We start from the raw sequence: 17,353 nt of genomic DNA, 5'->3' as shown, positions 1-17,353 counted from the left end.
CGGTGCCTGCTGCGGTCGTCCGGCCCGCCGTGCCTGCGGTACCTGGTCGGCCCGCCGGACCGGGTGCAGCGGCCCGGCCCCGGTCGGTGGCGGACGGCTCCAGGGGCGTGGAGCCGTGCGCCAGCAGCTCGGAGATGCGGTCCGGTGACACCGGCCGGGAGTACAGCCAGCCCTGGCCGGTGTCGCAGCCGATCCGGCGCAGCCGGGTGGCCTGGGACGAGGTCTCCACGCACTCCGCGGTGACCGTCAGACCCAGCCGGTGGGCGAGCTGGACCATCGCCTCGACGATGACCTCGTCGGCCGGGTTCGGCGGCCGTACGGCGCCCGACGCGGCCCCGCCGGTGTCCCGGCCGTTCCCCGGAGCCTCCTCGCCGGAGGCGGCGGGGGAGCCGCCGTCGCCGTCGTCGTCGTACTGGAAGCCGCGCACGAAGGACCCGTCCAGCTTCAGCGCGTCGACCGGCAGGCGGCTGAGGTAGGCCAGGTTCGAGTAGCCGGTGCCGAAGTCGTCGATGGCGATGCGCACCCCCATCTCCGACAGGGCGTGGAGGGTCTGCAACGGGCGGCCCGCCGAGCCCATCACGTCCGACTCGGTGAGCTCCAGCTGGAGCAGCCCCGGCGCGAGCCCGGTCTCGGCGAGGATCGCGGCGACGTCCGCGACCAGATCGCTGTCCCACACCTGACGGACCGCCACATTCACGCTGACGAAGATCGGTTGCTCGCCGGGGCGTTCGAGCTGCCAGCGGCGGGCCTGGCGGCAGGCGGCGGCCAGGATCCAGCGGCCGAGCGGGACGATCGCGCCGTCCTCCTCGGCGAGCGCGATGAACCGATTCGGCGTCAGCATGCCGAACTGCGGGTGGTTCCAGCGGATCAGCGCCTCGACGCCGTGCAGCCGGTCGTCCGCCATGCCGACCAGCGGCTGGTACTCGAGCACGAACTCGCCGCGCTCGATGGCCGGTCGGAGGGTGGCGGCGAGGGCCTGGCGGGTCATGCGGGTGGCGTTGCGCTCGGGGTCGAAGAGGGTCCAGCGGGACTTGCCGTCCTCCTTGGCCCAGTAGAGCGTGGTGTCGGCCGCCTGCATCAGGGCGGTCGCCGTGGTCCCGTCGGCGTGCCGCTCGACGACGCCGATCGACGCCGACAGGAACAGCCGGCGGCCCGACAGGTCGAAGGGTGCCTGGAGGGCGGTGAGGACGGACTCGGCGAGGTCGGCGAGCTGGTCGGTGCCGGTCGAGTCCTCGACGAGCAGGGCGAACTCGTCCCCGCCGAGCCGCGCCACCAGCGGGGCGCCCGACCTCGCGAACCCGGCCTCCCCGGCGCAGCGCGTCAGCCGTTCGGCCACGGCCGCGAGCAGCTGGTCGCCGACGTGGTGGCCGAGGGTGTCGTTGACCGCCTTGAACCCGTCGAGGTCCAGGTAGCACAGCCCGACCCGGCCGGTGCCGCCCAGTTCGTACGACTCCGGCTCCAGCGCGGCCGTCAGGCGCTCGAAGAACAGGGTGCGGTTGGGCAGCCGGGTGACCGCGTCGTGCATCTGCAAGTGCCGCAGCCGGGCCTGGAGTTCGCGGCGGGCGCTGATGTCGGCCACGGACAGCAGGACGGCCCGGGTGCTGCCGGGCAGCGGCTCCACGGTGATCTGCGCCCACAGGGAGCCGCCGTCGGGCTGCTTGATGCGGCGGGTGCAGCGCAGCCGGGTCTCGCCGCCGCCGAGCACCTCGCGGTAGGCGTGCCAGGTGCGGGTGTCGGAGGACAGGTCGACCAGGTCGGCGGCGGACAACCCGGTCAGGGTGTTCGGCGCGGTGTTGAGGAGGGCGCCGAACGTCCTGTTCGCGCCGGTGACCACGCCGTCGCGGTCCAGGACGGCCATCGCGAGGGGCGCGGCGGCGAACGCCGTGCGGAACGGGTCGTGGGATCCGGAGGCGGGTCCGGAGGCGGGTCCGGTGGCGGGTCCGGTGGCGGGTCCGGAGACGGGCTGGGCGGACGACCCGGAGGTGGGCGGGGTGGCGGGTCCGGAGGTGAGCAGAGCGGAGGGCTCGGTCGAGGGCCCGGCGGAGGACTCGGTAGAGGGTCCGGCTGAAAGCCCGACGGAAGGTCCGGCGGAAAGCCCGGCGGAGAGCCCGACGGCGGGTCCGGCTGAAAGCCCGGTGGAGGGTCCGGCGGGAGGCGGGGGACAGGGCTCGGCGGAGGGGCCCGTGGCCGTGCCGGAGGCCAGGGCGGCACCGGCACCCGGGGACGCCGTGGTGTCACTGTCTGTGATGGTCGGCCGGACGGGGTCTGCCGCGGGCGCCGGCCCTTCGGACGTTCCGCTCACCGCTCGCTCCCGCAGTGCAGTCGTTCTCGGTCCGTGCAGGAAAGTGTGCCGATCATAGAGGCTGATCCTGGGCTCTTTCAGCGACTCGGCGAGGACGGGGACGGACCGGTACCCCTGCCAGATCGTTTCTGCCCGCCATTGGACGGGTTCTTCGGCTGCCGGATCGGTTGTGACGTTCCGTGAGTGTTTCGGGGTGTCGCGCCCGTCCTGGCCGTGCCGCGTCACCCTCTCGCACCGTGCTCACCCTTCCGGTGCAGACAAACAGGGCATAGCTCATATACCTCCCACAGGCTGGGTGCGGTGTTCCGCGAAGTTTCCGCGACGTTCCGCGAACCGCAACCGGAGGTCCCTGTGCCGCGTCAGCTTCCCCTCAAGGGGCTCGCCGCCGTGGGCACCACCATGTCGGCGCTGATCGCGACCTCCCTGATCAACGGCCCCTCCGCCGCCGGGCCCCTCGGCGTCTCCCCGTGCGCCCTGCACCGTACCGACGCGCACCACTCGGAGGGCCTGGACACCTGGAACACCGCGTACCGGCGCCCGGACCGGCCACTGGACGCCGTGCTGGTCTTCCTGTCCTTCCCGGACTCCGAGCCGAGCACCACCCCGTCCCAGCTGACCGCCGATCACTTCCCGGCCACCAGCAGCTTCTTCGAGAGTGCCTCCTACGGCAGGACCACCGTCCGCCCGCACCCGCTGGCCCACTGGATCCGGATGCCGCGGCCGTCCGTGTCGTACGCCATACGGCGTGACTGGGACGCCGGTGAGCGCGCCGCCTACCTGCGGGACGCGCTCAGGGTGTCCGACCCGGTGGTCGACTTCTCCCGCTACGACATCGTGTACTTCGTGGCCGACCCGGATGCGCCCGGCGTGGACTCCGACGCGACCAAGGTCGTCAACCTGGACACCCCGCTGCAAGCGGACGGCACGGACATCCGGCGTGTCGTGACGGTCTTCGAGCAGCACCCGCCCGACCGTCTGGTCCTCGCCCACGAGACGGGCCACGTCTTCGATCTGCCCGACCTCTACCACCGGCCGGCGGACGGCAAGGGGGACTGGGACACCTACGTCGGCGACTGGGACCTGATGGGCAGCCAGTTCGGCCTGTCCCCGGACCTGTTCGCCTGGCACAAGTGGAAGCTGGGCTGGCTGGAGCCGCGCCAGGTGGCCTGCGTACGCGGCACCCGCCCGACCCGCCTGGCCATCGAGCCGCTGTCGTCCCCCAGCCCGCCTCCCCGGACCGGCCTCACGGGCCTCACCGGCCTCCCTGACGGCCGGAACCCCGCCCCGGCCCCCGCCGTCCCCGAGGTGAAGCTCGCGGTGGTCCGCACCGGCACGGACAGCGCGCTCGCCTTCGAGGGACGGGCGGCGGAGGGCAACGACCTCGCGAACTGCCGGGAAGGGGTCCTGGTGTACCGGGTGCACGGCGGTACGGCGTCCGGCGATGGCCCTATCGAGGTGATCGACGCGCACCCGCGCACGGAGGCCTGCTGGGAGACCTCGGTCTACCCGCCGCTGGCCGACGCCCCGGTGTCCCCGGGCCAGACGTTCACGGTGCCGGACGACGGGGTGCGGGTGACGGTCGGGGCACGCACGGCGGCGGGGGAGTGGCCGGTGACGATCACGCCGTGACGGCCACACCGTGACGATCACGCCGTGACGTTCAGGACACACTCACCGGAGCGAGATGCGCCCACCCCCCAAGACACGCCCACGATCCCGACCTCAAGGGGGGTGTGGGTGGGCGAAGCCCCCCACAACGCGCGGCAAAGCCGCGCAAAAACAGAGATGGCGAGACCGGTTCGCGCTTTCCGCGAACATGCCTCGCCATCGTCATCGTGCGCCGCCAGGGACTCGAACCCCGGACCCGCTGATTAAGAGTCAGCTGCTCTAACCAACTGAGCTAGCGGCGCGTGCTGACGTTGTAGACATTAGCACCCAGGTCCGGGGGAGGAAAAATCGATATCGCCGGGGCGGCCCGGCACGGCGGCTCACACCGGATCGGCGGTCTCCGCCCCCTCGGACACACCGCGCAGGAGGTCCCGCCCGTACTCGACCATCTTCTTCGCGTAGTCCTCGGTCCACTCGGCCCGCTCGGCGATGTCCGCCGGGGTCAGCCGGTCGAAGCGGCGCGGATCGGCGAGCTGGGCGGCCGCCATGGCCTGGAACTCCACGGCACGGTCGGTGGCGGCGCGGAAGGCCTGCGTCAGCTCGGTGGCGCGGCTCAGCAGCGCCCGCGGGTCGTCGATCGACTCGAGGTCGAAGAAGTGCTCGGGGTCGTCGGCCGCGGCCGTCGGCTCGAAGAGCAGGGGCGCGGGGCGTAGCCGCGGTGCGTTGCGACGCGGCGTGGGCTCCGCCATGTCGTGTCCTCCTCGTACGGTTCGTCCATGCGTGGGGCTCCGCCTGGGGGGACGGGCACCATCTATTGTCCCGCGATGCGCAAGTAGGCGATTCGGTCTTCCACGGGGGATTGCCATCGGGGCTCGGGTTGTGGGGTTCGCCGGGGGCGGTGGGGGCCGGTCGCGCAGTTCCCCGCGCCCCTTCAGGGGGTGGTCAGGGTTTGTGGGGTACGCGGTGTTCGGTCAGGCGGGCCAGTACGGCGTGGTTCGCCTCCCAGCCGTCCGGGAACTTCGCCGTCACCCCCAGCTGCACCGGCTCCGTCGACGGATGGTCGTCCAGGAGATCGGCCACCCCCGCCCGGCACACCACCACGCACGCGTGCCGGTGCCGGGAGGCCAGGACGCACAGGCGTCCCGTCTCCAGGTGGAACGCCGTCGCGTCGGGCCGCCCGGACAGCGGGTGCAGGACGACCGTCACGTCGTACTCCCGGCCCTGCAGACGGTTGGCCGTGTCGACGGTGACCCCGGACGCGCCCAGCCCGGCCAGGGCGGCACGGACCGCCGCCGCCTGGTCCCGGTGCGCCGTCCCCACGGCGATACGGTCCGCGGTCAGCGGGGCGGGCTCCGCCGAGCGCTCCGATGTCGTCACGCCCCCGCGGTCCAGCAGCCGCCGTACCACCGTCGCCACCGCCCGCACCGCCTCCGGATCGGTGCGCGGGGTGTGCCGGGCGGGCAGCTCCAGCAGGCCCCACCCGGATTCCGCGGCCTCGTCGATCACCCGGTCCGGGCCCGACCCGTCCGACGCGCCCGAGAAACGCAGCCGGCGGTCACCGGGGCCGGTGCCGCTGCGGAACCGCGTGTACGGGTAGAACGCGTCGGAGACGAGCGGCGCGGCGGACGCCGGGAGCCGCCAGGACACCGGCAGCCGGTGCTGCGGCAGCCGCGGGTTGTGCGCCAGCAGCGTCGACACGGCGGACGCCGACGGGTCGTACGACAGCCCCGCCCACTGCTCGCCGCCCACGATGGAGAACGGGTCCAGCTGGCCCGGGTCGCCGACGAACAGGGCCCGCTCGAACAGCCCGGCCACGGCGAGCAGCGCGTCGGAGCGCATCTGGTACGCCTCGTCGACGATCGCGTGCCGCCACGGCTCGTCCACCCTGACGTGCGCCCACTTCGCGGCCGTGGACACGACGACCGGGATCCCGGCCAGGTCGGCCGCCTTGGGCGACTTGCGGACCTGCGGCAGGTCGTCCAGCGCCTTGTCGTACGGATCGGCGTCGCTGCTGTGCAGCCGGCCGACGGGCAGGCCGGGTTCCTTCTCGGCGAGACGGAGGACGAGGTCGTCGACCTGCGCGTTGGTCTGCGCGACCACCATGAGCGGGCGGCCCGCCGCGGCCAGTTCGAGCGCGGTGCGCACCACGAGGGTGGACTTCCCGGCGCCGGGAGGCGAGTCGACGACGACGCCGCGGGCCGTGCCGTGCAGGGTGTCGTGGAGGATCGCCGCCGTCGCCCGCCCCGCCGCAGCACCGGGATCAAGATCGGCCGCGGGGCCCGGGGAAGGGGCGCCGGTGGCGGCGGGCGGCTCGGGTGTCGTCACAGCAGGTCCTCCTCGGTCGGCGGATCGGCCGCCTCCGGCATCGCCGCCGCCTCGCCGGGCGGCCCGCCGTGGGTCCACGGGGTGTTCTCCGGGTCGGGCAGCTTCGCGCCGCCGCGCTGGTCGTGCTCGAACAGCGTGAAGCAGACCCGGTCGCCCTTCTCCGGTACGGAACCCGCCTCGGGCTCCTTGCCCCGGCCCATCTTGTCGAGGATCCGCAGCACGACCACGCCCTCGGCCTCCAGGCCGGCGAACTCCGCGGTCTGCGGCCGGCCGCCCAGCGAGCGGTACACCTTGATCCGCTCCCCGAGATGCGGCCGGTCGTCGGTGCGGACGGTGACCAGCGGCCGCGGGCTGGGGCGCCTGCCCTCGCTGTACGCCATGACGGCGTCGACGACCTCGCCCGCGAACGCCTCCCCGGCCAGCCGCCGTCCGGCCATCACCAGCGGGTCGTCGAGCGCCTCCTGGGCGTCCAGGCGGGCCTGTTCGCGCTCGCGCGCGGCCAGCTTGTTCGCCGCGGTGACCGCGTCGTCGCGGCGCGGCTGCGGGGGTTCGCCCGCGAGCACGCGGTCGCGGTGCGCGGTGAACGACCACCGGTCCCGCGTCCACCGGTCGGGCACGTGCGCGCCCTCCGGCAGCGCGCGCAGCAGGTCGATGCCGTGCCACACCGCCCGCCAGGTGGGCAGCGTACGGCTCTCGACCAGGTCGCGGATCTCGCGCTCGGCGACGGTGAGCGCGGCGAGGCGGCGGTCGGCGGCCAGACCGTCCTCGGCGGCGGCGAGGGCGGTGCGGGCGCGGTCGTAGCGCTCGAGCGCCGGGGCGAGCAGCTTGTTGTCGAACGCCGGGTCGGTGGCCGGGCCCGCGGGCGGGCAGATCAACTGGCCGTCCTCGCGGCCGCCGGAGGCCCGCTCCAGCTCGGCCCGCAGCGCGGCCTCGGCGCCGCTGCCCGCGGCACCGCCGGGCGGATCGATCCAGGCGAGCAGGGCGCCCAGGTGCTGGTCCTCCAGGCTGGACTGCCCGGTGGTCCAGTGCCGGCCCAGCACGTCCGTCAGGGCGAGCAGCAGCGACGAGCCGGGCACCCGGGCCCGCTCGCCGAAATGGGTCAGCCAGCGTCCCAGCAGCGGGACCCGGGGCGGCGCCGGGTACGGGGTCTCGGGGTCCTGTTCGGCGGTGCGGCGGAACCGCATGGAGCGGCCCAGCAGCCGGACGAAGTCGGCGCCCGCGCGGCTCGGCACGATCAGCTGCGGCGCGTCCGCGCACAGCTCGACCTCCACCTTGACCCGTCTGCCGGTCTCCGGGTCGGCCTCGGTGCGCTCGGCCGCCTCCACCGACGCGGCGAGGTCGTCGATGTACGGCAGGACGATGTCGGCGAGTTCGGCGAGGAACGCGAACCGCAGGTCACGGTCGCGTGGCTGCGGTACGACGAGCAGGCGCGGCGCGTCCCGGTCGGTGCCGACGAGCGCGCCCAGCGGGGCACCGGCCTCGCCCGCGGTGGTGAGGGGCACGAACACCAGGGGCCGTTCCGACAGATGCCGGTGCCGGACGGTCGCGGCGGGCTGCGCGCGGCCGCTGCGGACGGCCTCCATACGGCCCAGGGCGGCGATCAGCGACACGCGGCCACCTCCGGGCGGACGGCCGCACCGGAGCCGCTGCCGGAGGCGTCACCGTCGGCCCCGCCGGAGCCTGCGTACGCCAGGGCCTCCGCGCGCAGGGCGGCCGCGCGGCGCAGGGCCGCCACCGCCGGGTCGGCGGGATCGCCCGCCGTGCCGTGCGCGGCGGCCAGCACGTCCTCGACCGTCGTCAGCCCGCCCAGCTCGGCGCGCACCGCGCGCCCCAGGGCGGTCACCGCACCGGCCGCGCGGGAGCGGGTGCGGCAGTGGAAGGCCAGCTCGCAGGCGGCCAGGCAGTCGGGTGCGTACGCGGCCGGGACCGACTCGACGGCGGCGTCCAGCTGGGCGGGCGGCAGGTCGGGGGAGAAACAGGTGCCCTCGGGCAGGGCGTCGGCGATGTCCTGCACGCGCGTGAGGCGCCCCAGCTGGCGGGCGGTCACCGCCCGCTGCTTGCGCACGTCGACCGCGGAGGCGGTGGGCAGGTTGGAGAAGTCCCTGGGGCACACCAGCAGGACGCGCGTGCGGACCCGCGGCGCCGGGTCCAGCCGCGCGGCGACCTGCTCGAGCGCGAGCACGTACACCGCCGACTGGCGGGCGGCGGCGCCCACCTTCGCCGGGTCGGCGGAGCCGTCCAGCATCGGGAACGACTTGATCTCCACGACCGTCCAGCTGCCGTCCGGGTGCACCACCACCGCGTCCGGCTCCAGGAAGGCCGGCGAACCCGCCACGTCCAGTGCGACCATCGGATGGTCCAGCAGCGTCCAGTCGCCCGTCTCCGCGGCCTCGCGCAGCGCCATCGCCGTACGCGCCGTACGGCCCTCGAAGCCCGCCGCGGTCAGGTCGGGCACGTACGCCCGCGTCGGCGGCCCGGCGGACGGGTCGAGCCGCTCGTGCGCCAGGCGCAGCAGCTCGGCGCCGCCGTCGGCCTTGACCTTCGCCTCGAACGCGTTGCCCCGGGTGAGGGCGAACTGGGACTGCCCGAAGGCGGCGGGGGAGCCCAGCGCGTCCGCCAGCCTCCCCTTGTCCACCCCGGCGCCGTCCAGGAGGGCGCGCCGCCGGCAGCCCGGGTTCGCGGCGAGCGCCGCGAGGGCCCGCGCGTCCAGCGCCCTGGCCGGTACGGCGGGGCCGCCGCGCAGCTCAGTGAGCTGCTGCCGCAGCCTCTTCCCCGGCGTCTCGGGCAGCGGCTCCGGCACCGGCTCCGACGTCGGCCTCGGTACCGGTGCTGGACTCGCGCTGCCGTGGAAAACGTTCACCCGCGGCAGTCTGGCATCCGCCACTGACAATGGGGGAGCCCGTGCCGGAAGGGGCGGGTGCGAAGCGTGTGACGACCTGCCCGCGCACCGCCTCCGCGACGCCCCTCACCCGCGGCGCGAGCAGCAGTCCGACACCCATCACGGCCACGCCCGCGACGGCGTCGAGGAAGTAGTGGTTGGCGGTGCCCATGACCACGATCGCGGTCAGCAGCGGGTAGGCGACACCCGCCGCCTTCGTCAGGCGCGTACCGCCGTGGCGCCACAGCATGACGCCGCACCACAGCGCCCAGCCGACGTGCAGGCTCGGCATGGCGGCGTACTGGTTCGTCATGCCGCCCAGGCCCCGCGGCGCGCTGGCCTGGCCGCCCCACCAGCCGTACGCGCTGTACTGGGCCATCGTGTCGACGAAGCCGTGACCCGCGTCCAGCAGCCGGGGCGGGCAGGTGGGCAGCAGGGTGAAACCGATCAGTCCTATGAACGTGGACGTCATCAGCCAGGTGCGGGCCGTGCGGTAGACCGCCGTCCGGCGCCGGAACAGCCAGACCAGGATCGCGGGCGTGACCAGGTAGTGCAGCGACGCGTACCAGAAGTCCGCCGGCACACCGAGCCACGCCTCGTGCGTGAACAGGCGGTTGAGCGGGTGCTCGGCGTTGAGGTGCAGGGCCTGCTCGAAGCGCAGGATCGCCGTGCCGTGGTCGACGGCGCTCGAGACGTCGCCCCTGGCCAGCAGCCGGCCCGCCGAGTAGCAGGCGTACACCAGGAGGATCAGCGGAAGCTCGGTCCACCAGCGCAGCCGGGTCCACCGGCCCGTCTCGGCGCCGGGTGTCTCGGTCTGCGGCATCCGGTCTTCCTCCCCCTTCTCCTCCGCCCCGCTCCGTGGGCCGGTCGTGTCACCTTATGCGGTCGGCCCACGGGCCGGTGCGGGGCTTCGGCACAGACCTGCGCGGGGCTCCCGCACGGGTGTGCGCGGCGCCTCCGCACGAACCTGTGCCGTGTGCTCCGGCACTGAGAGACGCCGGGACCGCGCGCGGGGTTGCCCCCGCCGGTGCGATCGCGATCGCCCCCTGCCCGGTGAGCGATGATGGAAGGGCTCCGTTTCCGTTTTCTCCCCTCCCGCCCGTCCCCGCTCCGCCCCGAAAGGCCCGTTCCCATGGCACCGCGCATCCTGCTGGCTCGGCACGGACAGACCTCCTGGTCCGTGTCCGGCAAGCACACCGGCAGGACCGACATATCCCTGCTCGAAGAAGGCCGGCGCGGCGCGAAGCTGCTGGGTGAGCGGCTGCACCGGGCGCCGTTCGACGGCCTGCCCGGCGTCGAGGTGCGCACCAGCCCGCTCTCCCGCGCGCGGGAGACCTGCTCGCTCGCCGGGTTCGGCGACCGGGCCACCGAGTGGGACACGCTGATGGAATGGGACTACGGCGCCTACGAGGGCATGACCCCGTGCGACATACAGGACATCCGCCCCGGCTGGTTCATCTGGCGTGACGGCGTCCCCGGCGGCGAGAGCCTCGGCCAGGTCACCGCCCGCGCCGACGAGGTGGTCTCCTGGGCCCGCGCCGCCGACCGTGACGTGCTGGTCTTCGCCCACGGGCACATCCTGCGCTCCATCGGCGCACGCTGGCTGGGCCTCCCGCTGGACTTCGCGGCCCGTATCCGGCTCAACCCGACGTCCCTGTCGGTGCTCGGCTGGGCCTACGGCGAACCGGCCATCGAGAGCTGGAACGACCTCGGTCACCTCGAGGTGTGACGGCGCCCACTCGGGCCGGTTCTGTTGTGTTGCTCACGGCCGTGCCGCCGGTTCGGGTGTGACGCCGGTTCGGTCGTGACGCCGGTTCAGGGGTACCGCCGGTTCGGGGCGGGTGCCGTTCCGTGCGCGCGCCGTCCGGACCGGGTGCCGTTCAGGCCAGGTGGGGCAGTTCCGTGTGGCGTTCCAGGAACTCCGGCACGCCCGAGGCGCGCCGGTGCGGCTGCAGGACCCGGGCGGTGCCCGCGAGCATCGTGTGGATGCGGGACGACTGCACCTGCTCCATGAGCCCGAGGACCCGCAGACCGGCCGCCGCCGCCTCGTCGGGACGGCCCGCGCGCGCGAGGTCGTCGGCCAGCTGAGCCGTGTAGAGGGCCGTGTTGCGGGCGAAGTGGGGGTGCTGGAGGACGACGGCGCGACGCGTGTGGCGGGCGGCGCGCGGCCACTCGCCCAGCGTCGACCAGCACTGCGCCTCCAGGCCCGCCAGTTCGGCGTCGCCGTAGAAGGTCATCCACTCGGGGTCGGCCTCCGAGGGGCCCCGCTCGAAGAGTGCCTTCGCGCGCGTGAGGGCCTGCTCGCAGGCGGTGCGGTCGGCGAGTCCCGCCCAGCCGGCCGCCTCGCGCAGCGCCAGCAGCGACATCAGGTACGCCGAGCCCAGCGGGCGTGCGATCCGCTGGGCGGCCTGCGCCGCCCGTACCGCCTCGCGGGGACGGCCGGCGTCGCGCGCGAGGGACGCGGTGTTGCAGAAAGCGTGCGCCTCCAGGGCGTCGTCCCCGGTCATCCGGGCGGTCGCCAGTGCCTCCGCGTAGTGCGAGCGCGCGTCGTCGAAGCGGCCCGAGTCGTGCGCCAGCCATCCCACCGAGACGGCGAGTTCACCGGCGCCCGAGTGGAGCCGGTCCGCGGTGGCGCGGCGGGTCGCGCCAGCGTCGAGCAGCGCGTACGCGGTGCGCAGCGGGGCGGCGGCACGCCGGTAGAGGCCGTCGGCGCCGTGCCGGTCGTCGAGCAGCCGGATCCTGCGGACGGCCTCCTCGACGGCGGCGGCCTCGCTCGTCCCGGGACGCGGCGCCCGGTCCGCCGCGGCGGCGTCCTGGACGAGACCGAGGGGGCCGAGGCCCAGGGGGGCCAGCGCGGCGGCCACCGTGGCGCCGCCGCCGGTCATGAATGCGCGACGCAGCACGTCGCTCTCCTCGTGGCTCTCGTACGTGCCGTACGGCACGTACGGGGTGTGGGGGGTGGGTGGGTCCTTCACGTCGTCGTGCGGGTTCTGGATGTCATACGGCTCGTACGGCCCCGGTGTCTCATCCGTGCCGGGAGCGGCCGGCCGTCCCGGCGGGCGGGCCGGGCGGCCCCGGACCGACGAGCGGGGCGCGAAGCCCAGGTCGGTGAGCGTGCGATCAGGGAACATGTGCAGGAACACCCGTTCGTACGCATAGTTGGGGCAGCGGATCTCACCCGCCTCGACCCGGCCGATGTAGCGCGCGTCACAGCTGACCTGCTCGCCGATCTCGCGCGCGGCCCGTCGTACCAGCGCGGCGAACTCGGCCGGTGAGCGCGGCCCGCGCGCCTGCCGGAAGGCGAGATTGGGCCGGGCCGGACGGCCGGGCTGTGACGAGGTCTCCGTTGACGACGCCATGGCCAGGTCCTCTCGTGCGAACCGTCGAACCACGCCGGACGCGGGGTGAGTTCGTCCGTGTGACCCCGACCCCTCCGGCGGGCAAGAACGTACCCGGTACGCAGGGTGTGTCATGCGAGGTTTAGCTACAAAACGGATATGTCACCCGGGATCTGCCATGAAGTGCCATTCTTTACGGCTGACATGTGCCGTTGCCGTTGACGCCGCCGGGCGTTGAACGGCGTGGACCGGGAGCCGCCCGACTCCCGCGCCGTTCGTCGGAACGGTATTCCGCGGTGGAGGCCGGAATGGACAGCAGCAAGGACCCTTGTACGCAGCTGCGCACGGCGGCGCCGCCCGAGTGCGACCTCGTGACGGTGCCCGCCCGGCAGGGCCTGGAGGCCGTCGACATCCTGCGGCGCGGCAGTGCCGAGGCGGTGGGGCCGGTGCTGCACGACGACGGGTGCGACACGCTCGGCTTCGTGGTGCCCGCGGGCACCGCGGAGGCGTGGGACCTGCCGGGCAGCACCTGTACGGGGACCGACGGCCGGGGGATGCGGGTCGCGGTCCCCTCCGTGCCGTCCCGGGGGGCGGGGTGGCTGCTGCCGCCCGATACGGCGGACCCGGCGACGGATCCGGCCGACCTGCGCCGTGCGCTGGGTGAGGCGGCGCGGCTGATCGAGGCGGCCGACGGTCATCGCTGACGGTTTGCCGGGCCGGCCACCACCGACGGTCCGCTGGGTCGGCTCTGGGAGTCTCGCCCCCGCCGCCCCTACCCGTACCCGACCCCAGGGGCTCCGCCCCTGGAACCCCCCGAGGGGCTCCGCCCCTGGAACCCCGACCGGGGGCTGCGCCCCCGACCCCCCGCGGGCTGCGTCCCTCAACCTCCCGGGGCCGCGCCCCCGGACCCCGCCGACGGCGGTGGGGGGCGGGCTGGATCGCGGGAGGGGGGTGGGGGCTGGGAGGATGGAGGGGTGGGAAAGTCCAGGGGTGGTGGTCGGCGGCGGCAGGTGGGGGTCGAGGCCGTGGTCGAAGAGGTCGACGGGGGGCTTGCCGAGCTGGTGCCCGATCGGGACCGGGCGCGGGGCTGGACGCTGTTCGTCGACGGGGCGCCGCAGTCCTACGTCGATCTCGACGAGCCGGACCGGCTCGAGTTCGAGTACCAGCGGTGGTTCGGGCACGTCGTCGATCTCGTCGCACCGGCCGGCCGGCCCGTGCACGTCGTGCATCTCGGCGGCGGGGCCCTCACCCTCGCCCGGTACGTCGCCGCCACCCGGCCCCGCTCCACCCAGCTGGTCGTCGAGCGGGACGCCGCGCTCGTACGGCTGGTGCGGCGGGAGCTGCCGCTCGATCCCGGTGCCCGGATCCGGGTGCGGTCGGCCGACGCGCGCGACGGGCTCGCCAAGGTGCCCGACGGGTGGGCCGACCTCGTCGTCTCCGACGTGTTCAGCGGGGCCCGCACCCCCGCCCACCTCACCTCCACCGAGTTCCTCGACGAGGTCCGCCGCGCCCTGAAACCGGGCGGCGTCCACGCGGCCAACCTCACCGACGGGCCGCCGCTGGCCCATCTGCGCGGTCAGATCGCCACCGCCGCCGCCCGTTTCACCGAACTCGCCCTGATCGCCGACCCGGCCGTCCTGCGCGGCAAGCGCTTCGGCAACGCCGTGCTCGTCGCCTCCGACCTGCCCCTGCCCCTCACCGAACTCACCCGCCGCGCCGCCTCCGACCCGCACCCCGCCCGGGTCGAACACGGCACGTCCCTCACCGACTTCACCGGCGGCGCCCGTCCCGTCACCGACGAGGCGGCGGTCGCCTCCCCGGCCCCGCCGCCCTCCGCGTTCCGCTGACCGGTACTGGTGCCGCGGCAGGCAACGTTCGCCCCGTCGCGACGCCCGGCACTCCCCCAAGCTCTTCGAGCAGGGGGGACCCCCAGAGAGCACGCACCGGACGCCGCTCCTTCACGGGCAAACATTGCCTGCCGCGGCACTAGTAGTTGCCGACCTCGACATGGGGTGGGCCGTCGTGCCAGGCGCAGATCACCGACACCTTGTCCGTGCCCGACGTGAACTCCACCCGGATCCACGTCGCCGTCTTCCACACCTGCATCGACCATCCGCTCTTCGGGGACGCCGAGACGAGAGTCGCGTCGGCCGTGCCGAGGTCGAAGACCACCCGGCCGCCGGCGGTGTCCGAGCTCTGCACCTGGCCCGAGGCCGTCGCCGAAGGCTTCGGAGCGGGACTGCCCGACGCCGGGCCGGTGGGGGTGGAGGAGGCGCTCGCCGTCCGGCGGGTGACGGTGGGGGAGGCGGTGGGGGTTTGCTTCGCGGCCTTCGAGGGGCGGGCCCGGGCCGTCGCGGAGACCAGCGGCTCCGGCGAGTTCGCCTCGGCCGCCGCGATGGGCAGGGCGCGCGGCGGGTCGTAGGCCGTACCCGCCATCACCGTGTGCACACCCCACCACGACAGCGTGACCGCCGCGCCCGTGGCGAGCGACCATGCGAGTACGTGTACGAGTCCTCTGCGCATCGCGGACCATATTGCCTCACCCGCACCACCGCTCGCACACGTCCTGCGGACGACCGCCACAAGTCCGCCACAGCGCCGGGTCGCGACGCCCACTGCGTAGGCACATGCCCCGAGTTGTCCACAGGTCGCGGCTGTGCGTCGGCCGTATGGCGTACGGTGCGGCGCATGGCAAGTGTGCTCGTCGTCGAGGACGACCAGTTCGTACGCTCGGCGCTCATCAGGCATCTCACCGATGCCACCCACACCGTGCGCAGCGTCGGCACGGCGCTCGAAGCGCTGCGCGAGGTCGCCCATTTCCGCTTCGACGTGGTCATCCTGGACCTCGGTCTGCCCGATCTCGACGGCTCCGAGGCGCTGAAGATGCTGCGCGGCATCACCGACGTGCCCGTCATCATCGCCACCGCCCGCGACGACGAGACGGAGATCGTGCGGCTGCTCAACGCCGGCGCGGACGACTACCTCACCAAACCGTTCTCCGTCGAGCATCTGTCCGCGCGCATGGCGGCCGTGCTCCGCCGGTCCCGCGCCGCCGCCGGGGACGATCCGCCGTCCAGCGTGATACGCGTCGGCGGACTCACCGTCGACCCGCTGCGCCGCCAGGCCGAACTGGACGGCAGCCGGCTCGATCTGACGCGCCGCGAGTTCGACCTGCTCGCCTTCCTCGCCGGACGGCCCGGCGTCGTCGTCGCGCGCCGCGAGCTCCTCGCCGAGGTGTGGCAGCAGTCCTACGGCGACGACCAGACCATCGACGTCCATCTGTCCTGGCTGCGCCGCAAACTGGGCGAGACCGCCGCCCGGCCGCGCTATCTGCACACCCTGCGCGGTGTCGGTGTGAAGCTGGAGCCGCCCGGCGGACTGGAGCCGACCCGATGAGATGGGCCCTGGTCAAGGTCTGCCTGGCCGTCACCACCATGGTCGTGGTCGCCTTCGCGGTGCCGCTCGGCCTGGTCGTCAAGGAGATGGCCCGCGACCGCGCCTTCTCCAACGCGGAGCGGCAGGCCGCCGCGGTCGCGCCCGCGCTGTCCATCACCACCGACCGCGACCAGCTGGACCGGGTCGTCGCATCGGCCGGTTCGGACGCCGGGGTGTCGGTGCACATCCCCGCGAGCGACGACGGAACCGTGGCCGCCGTCGAGATCGGCAAGCGGCGCGCGGCCACCAAGGACATCGCGACCGTACGGCGTCTCGGCCGCGCCTCCACCACCGAGGTGCCCGGCGGCTCCACCCTGCTCCAGCCGGTCGCGCTGAGCAGCGGCACCGCCGTCGTCGAGGTGTACGTCCCGGAGGCCGAGGTCAGCAACGGTGTGGGCACGGCCTGGGCGGTGCTCGCCGGTGTCGGTGTCGCGCTGATCCTCGGCTCGGTGGCCGTCGCCGACCGGCTCGGCGTACGGATGGTGCAGCCCGCCCAGCGGCTCGTCGAGGGCGCGCACGAACTGGGCGAGGGGAAGCTGGGGGCACGGGTGCCCGAAGAAGGACCGAAGGAACTGCGGCTGGCCGCCGAGGCGTTCAACTCGATGGCCGACCAGGTCGTCCAACTGCTCGCCAACGAGCGGGAACTGGCCGCCGATCTCTCCCACCGGCTGCGCACCCCGCTGACCGTGCTGCGGCTCAACGCCGCCTCCCTCGGCGACACCCCCGTCGCCGAGCAGACCCGCGCCGCGGTCGCCAAGCTGGAGGGCGAGGTCGACACCATCATCCGTACCGCCCGCGAGGCCAAACCGCAGACCGCCGCCGTGGGCGCGGGCGCCGGCTGCGACGTGGCCGAAGTGGTGCGCCAGCGCATGGAGTTCTGGTCGGCGCTCGCCGAGGACGAGGGCCGCAAGTGGCGGGTGGCCGGGGTCGACCGGCCGGTCCGGGTACCGGTGGCCCGCGCCGATCTCGCCGCCTCCCTCGACGCGCTGCTCGGCAACGTCTTCCGGCACACCCCCGAGGGCACCGCCTTCGCGGTCGACGTGCACAACGCCGAGGACGCGGTGATCGTGCTGGTCTCCGACGCCGGACAGGGCATACCCGACCCGGATGCGGCCATGGCCCGCGGCAGCGGCAGCGGGCAGGCCGGCTCGACCGGACTCGGCCTCGACATCGTGCGCAGACTCGCCGAACAGACCGGCGGCGACGTACGGATCGGCTCCTCCGTGCTGGGCGGCACCGAGGTGCGGATCTGGATCCAGCTGGACGGCCGCAAGACCGCCGGACGGGGTCACCGAGGGGCGGTGCGCAGGCGCCGGACGGGCGGATTGGTCTCGACCTTTAATCGATCCCGATCCCTTCCTTAAGCGCACCCTAAGACCTTCGAACCCCGTCTGGAACAGGCGTTTTGCCCGTTTCCCGGGCGCTAGCGTGCTGCCGTACCGCACCCCCGGCGGACCCCAGCGAACG

At 74.1% G+C, this 17,353-nt stretch carries 13 protein-coding genes, 1 tRNA gene and 1 pseudogene; 6 read left to right on the top strand and 9 right to left on the bottom strand.

The features are described 5' to 3' along the window. Positions 1 to 121 precede the first annotated feature (121 nt). A pseudogene (locus ABZ862_RS11975) lies at positions 122 to 2,014 on the bottom strand (EAL domain-containing protein); the annotation flags it as partial. A gap of 687 nt (positions 2,015 to 2,701) precedes the next feature. Between ABZ862_RS11975 and ABZ862_RS11970 the strand changes: the two are divergent. Next, positions 2,702 to 3,931 (top strand): M6 family metalloprotease domain-containing protein, encoded by a 1,230-nt coding sequence (locus ABZ862_RS11970; RefSeq protein ID WP_360956111.1) that lies wholly within the window; start codon positions 2,702 to 2,704, stop codon positions 3,929 to 3,931. A gap of 207 nt (positions 3,932 to 4,138) precedes the next feature. On the opposite strand, the gene ABZ862_RS11965 is transcribed toward ABZ862_RS11970, so the two are convergent. From ABZ862_RS11965 to ABZ862_RS11940, 6 genes are all read right to left on the bottom strand, one after another. Continuing rightward, positions 4,139 to 4,212 (bottom strand) — tRNA-Lys (locus tag ABZ862_RS11965). A 78-nt stretch (positions 4,213 to 4,290) separates the two neighbouring features. Beyond that, a complete protein-coding gene (locus ABZ862_RS11960) occupies positions 4,291 to 4,659 on the bottom strand; it encodes a hypothetical protein (RefSeq protein WP_360956021.1) in 369 nt (122 codons plus the stop codon). Between the two features lie 193 nt (positions 4,660 to 4,852). Continuing rightward, positions 4,853 to 6,136: an AAA domain-containing protein gene (locus ABZ862_RS11955; RefSeq protein ID WP_360956109.1), complete on the bottom strand. Its 1,284-nt coding sequence runs from the start codon at positions 6,134 to 6,136 to the stop codon at positions 4,853 to 4,855. A 95-nt stretch (positions 6,137 to 6,231) separates the two neighbouring features. After that, the gene (locus ABZ862_RS11950; RefSeq protein ID WP_360956019.1) at positions 6,232 to 7,845 is read right to left on the bottom strand and encodes a hypothetical protein; all 1,614 of its coding nucleotides are present in this window, start codon (positions 7,843 to 7,845) and stop codon (positions 6,232 to 6,234) included. Continuing rightward, complete coding sequence (locus ABZ862_RS11945) at positions 7,836 to 9,035, bottom strand: hypothetical protein (RefSeq protein ID WP_360956017.1); 1,200 nt, start codon at positions 9,033 to 9,035, stop codon at positions 7,836 to 7,838. Before ABZ862_RS11945 ends, ABZ862_RS11950 begins: the two co-directional genes overlap by 10 nt. Next, the gene (locus ABZ862_RS11940; RefSeq protein WP_360956015.1) at positions 8,980 to 9,936 is read right to left on the bottom strand and encodes a phosphatase PAP2 family protein; all 957 of its coding nucleotides are present in this window, start codon (positions 9,934 to 9,936) and stop codon (positions 8,980 to 8,982) included. Before ABZ862_RS11940 ends, ABZ862_RS11945 begins: the two co-directional genes overlap by 56 nt. A 309-nt stretch (positions 9,937 to 10,245) precedes the next feature. On the opposite strand from ABZ862_RS11940, the gene ABZ862_RS11935 reads away from it, so the two are divergent. Then, the gene (locus tag ABZ862_RS11935) at positions 10,246 to 10,842 is read left to right on the top strand and encodes a histidine phosphatase family protein (RefSeq protein WP_360956013.1); all 597 of its coding nucleotides are present in this window, start codon (positions 10,246 to 10,248) and stop codon (positions 10,840 to 10,842) included. Positions 10,843 to 10,993: 151 nt separating this feature from the next. Here the strand turns inward: ABZ862_RS11935 and ABZ862_RS11930 are convergent, their stop codons facing one another. Next, positions 10,994 to 12,472 (bottom strand): tetratricopeptide repeat protein, encoded by a 1,479-nt coding sequence (locus ABZ862_RS11930; protein ID WP_360956012.1) that lies wholly within the window; start codon positions 12,470 to 12,472, stop codon positions 10,994 to 10,996. 287 nt (positions 12,473 to 12,759) lie between these two features. Between ABZ862_RS11930 and ABZ862_RS11925 the strand changes: the two genes are divergently transcribed. Further along, entirely contained in the window at positions 12,760 to 13,155 is a 396-nt protein-coding gene (locus tag ABZ862_RS11925) for a hypothetical protein (RefSeq protein ID WP_360956010.1), read from the top strand. Between the two features lie 270 nt (positions 13,156 to 13,425). Beyond that, on the top strand, positions 13,426 to 14,298 hold the full coding sequence (locus ABZ862_RS11920; protein ID WP_360956008.1) for a fused MFS/spermidine synthase: 873 nt from the start codon (positions 13,426 to 13,428) through the stop codon (positions 14,296 to 14,298). A gap of 139 nt (positions 14,299 to 14,437) precedes the next feature. Here ABZ862_RS11920 and ABZ862_RS11915 read toward each other — a convergent pair whose 3' ends face one another. Continuing rightward, entirely contained in the window at positions 14,438 to 14,974 is a 537-nt protein-coding gene (locus ABZ862_RS11915) for a hypothetical protein (protein WP_360956006.1), read from the bottom strand. A gap of 165 nt (positions 14,975 to 15,139) precedes the next feature. Here ABZ862_RS11915 and ABZ862_RS11910 point away from each other — a divergent pair, with 165 nt between their 5' ends. Both ABZ862_RS11910 and ABZ862_RS11905 read left to right on the top strand, forming a co-directional pair. Beyond that, entirely contained in the window at positions 15,140 to 15,847 is a 708-nt protein-coding gene (locus tag ABZ862_RS11910; protein WP_360956004.1) for a response regulator transcription factor, read from the top strand. Next, entirely contained in the window at positions 15,844 to 17,250 is a 1,407-nt protein-coding gene (locus tag ABZ862_RS11905; RefSeq protein WP_360956002.1) for a HAMP domain-containing sensor histidine kinase, read from the top strand. Before ABZ862_RS11910 ends, ABZ862_RS11905 begins: the two co-directional genes overlap by 4 nt. Positions 17,251 to 17,353 lie beyond the last annotated feature (103 nt).

The sequence above is a fragment of the Streptomyces sp. NPDC047000 genome, assembly GCF_040644295.1.
Classification (GTDB): domain Bacteria; phylum Actinomycetota; class Actinomycetes; order Streptomycetales; family Streptomycetaceae; genus Streptomyces.
Note: the sequence above shows the minus strand (reverse complement) of the source record. Positions and strands in the feature narration are given on the sequence as shown.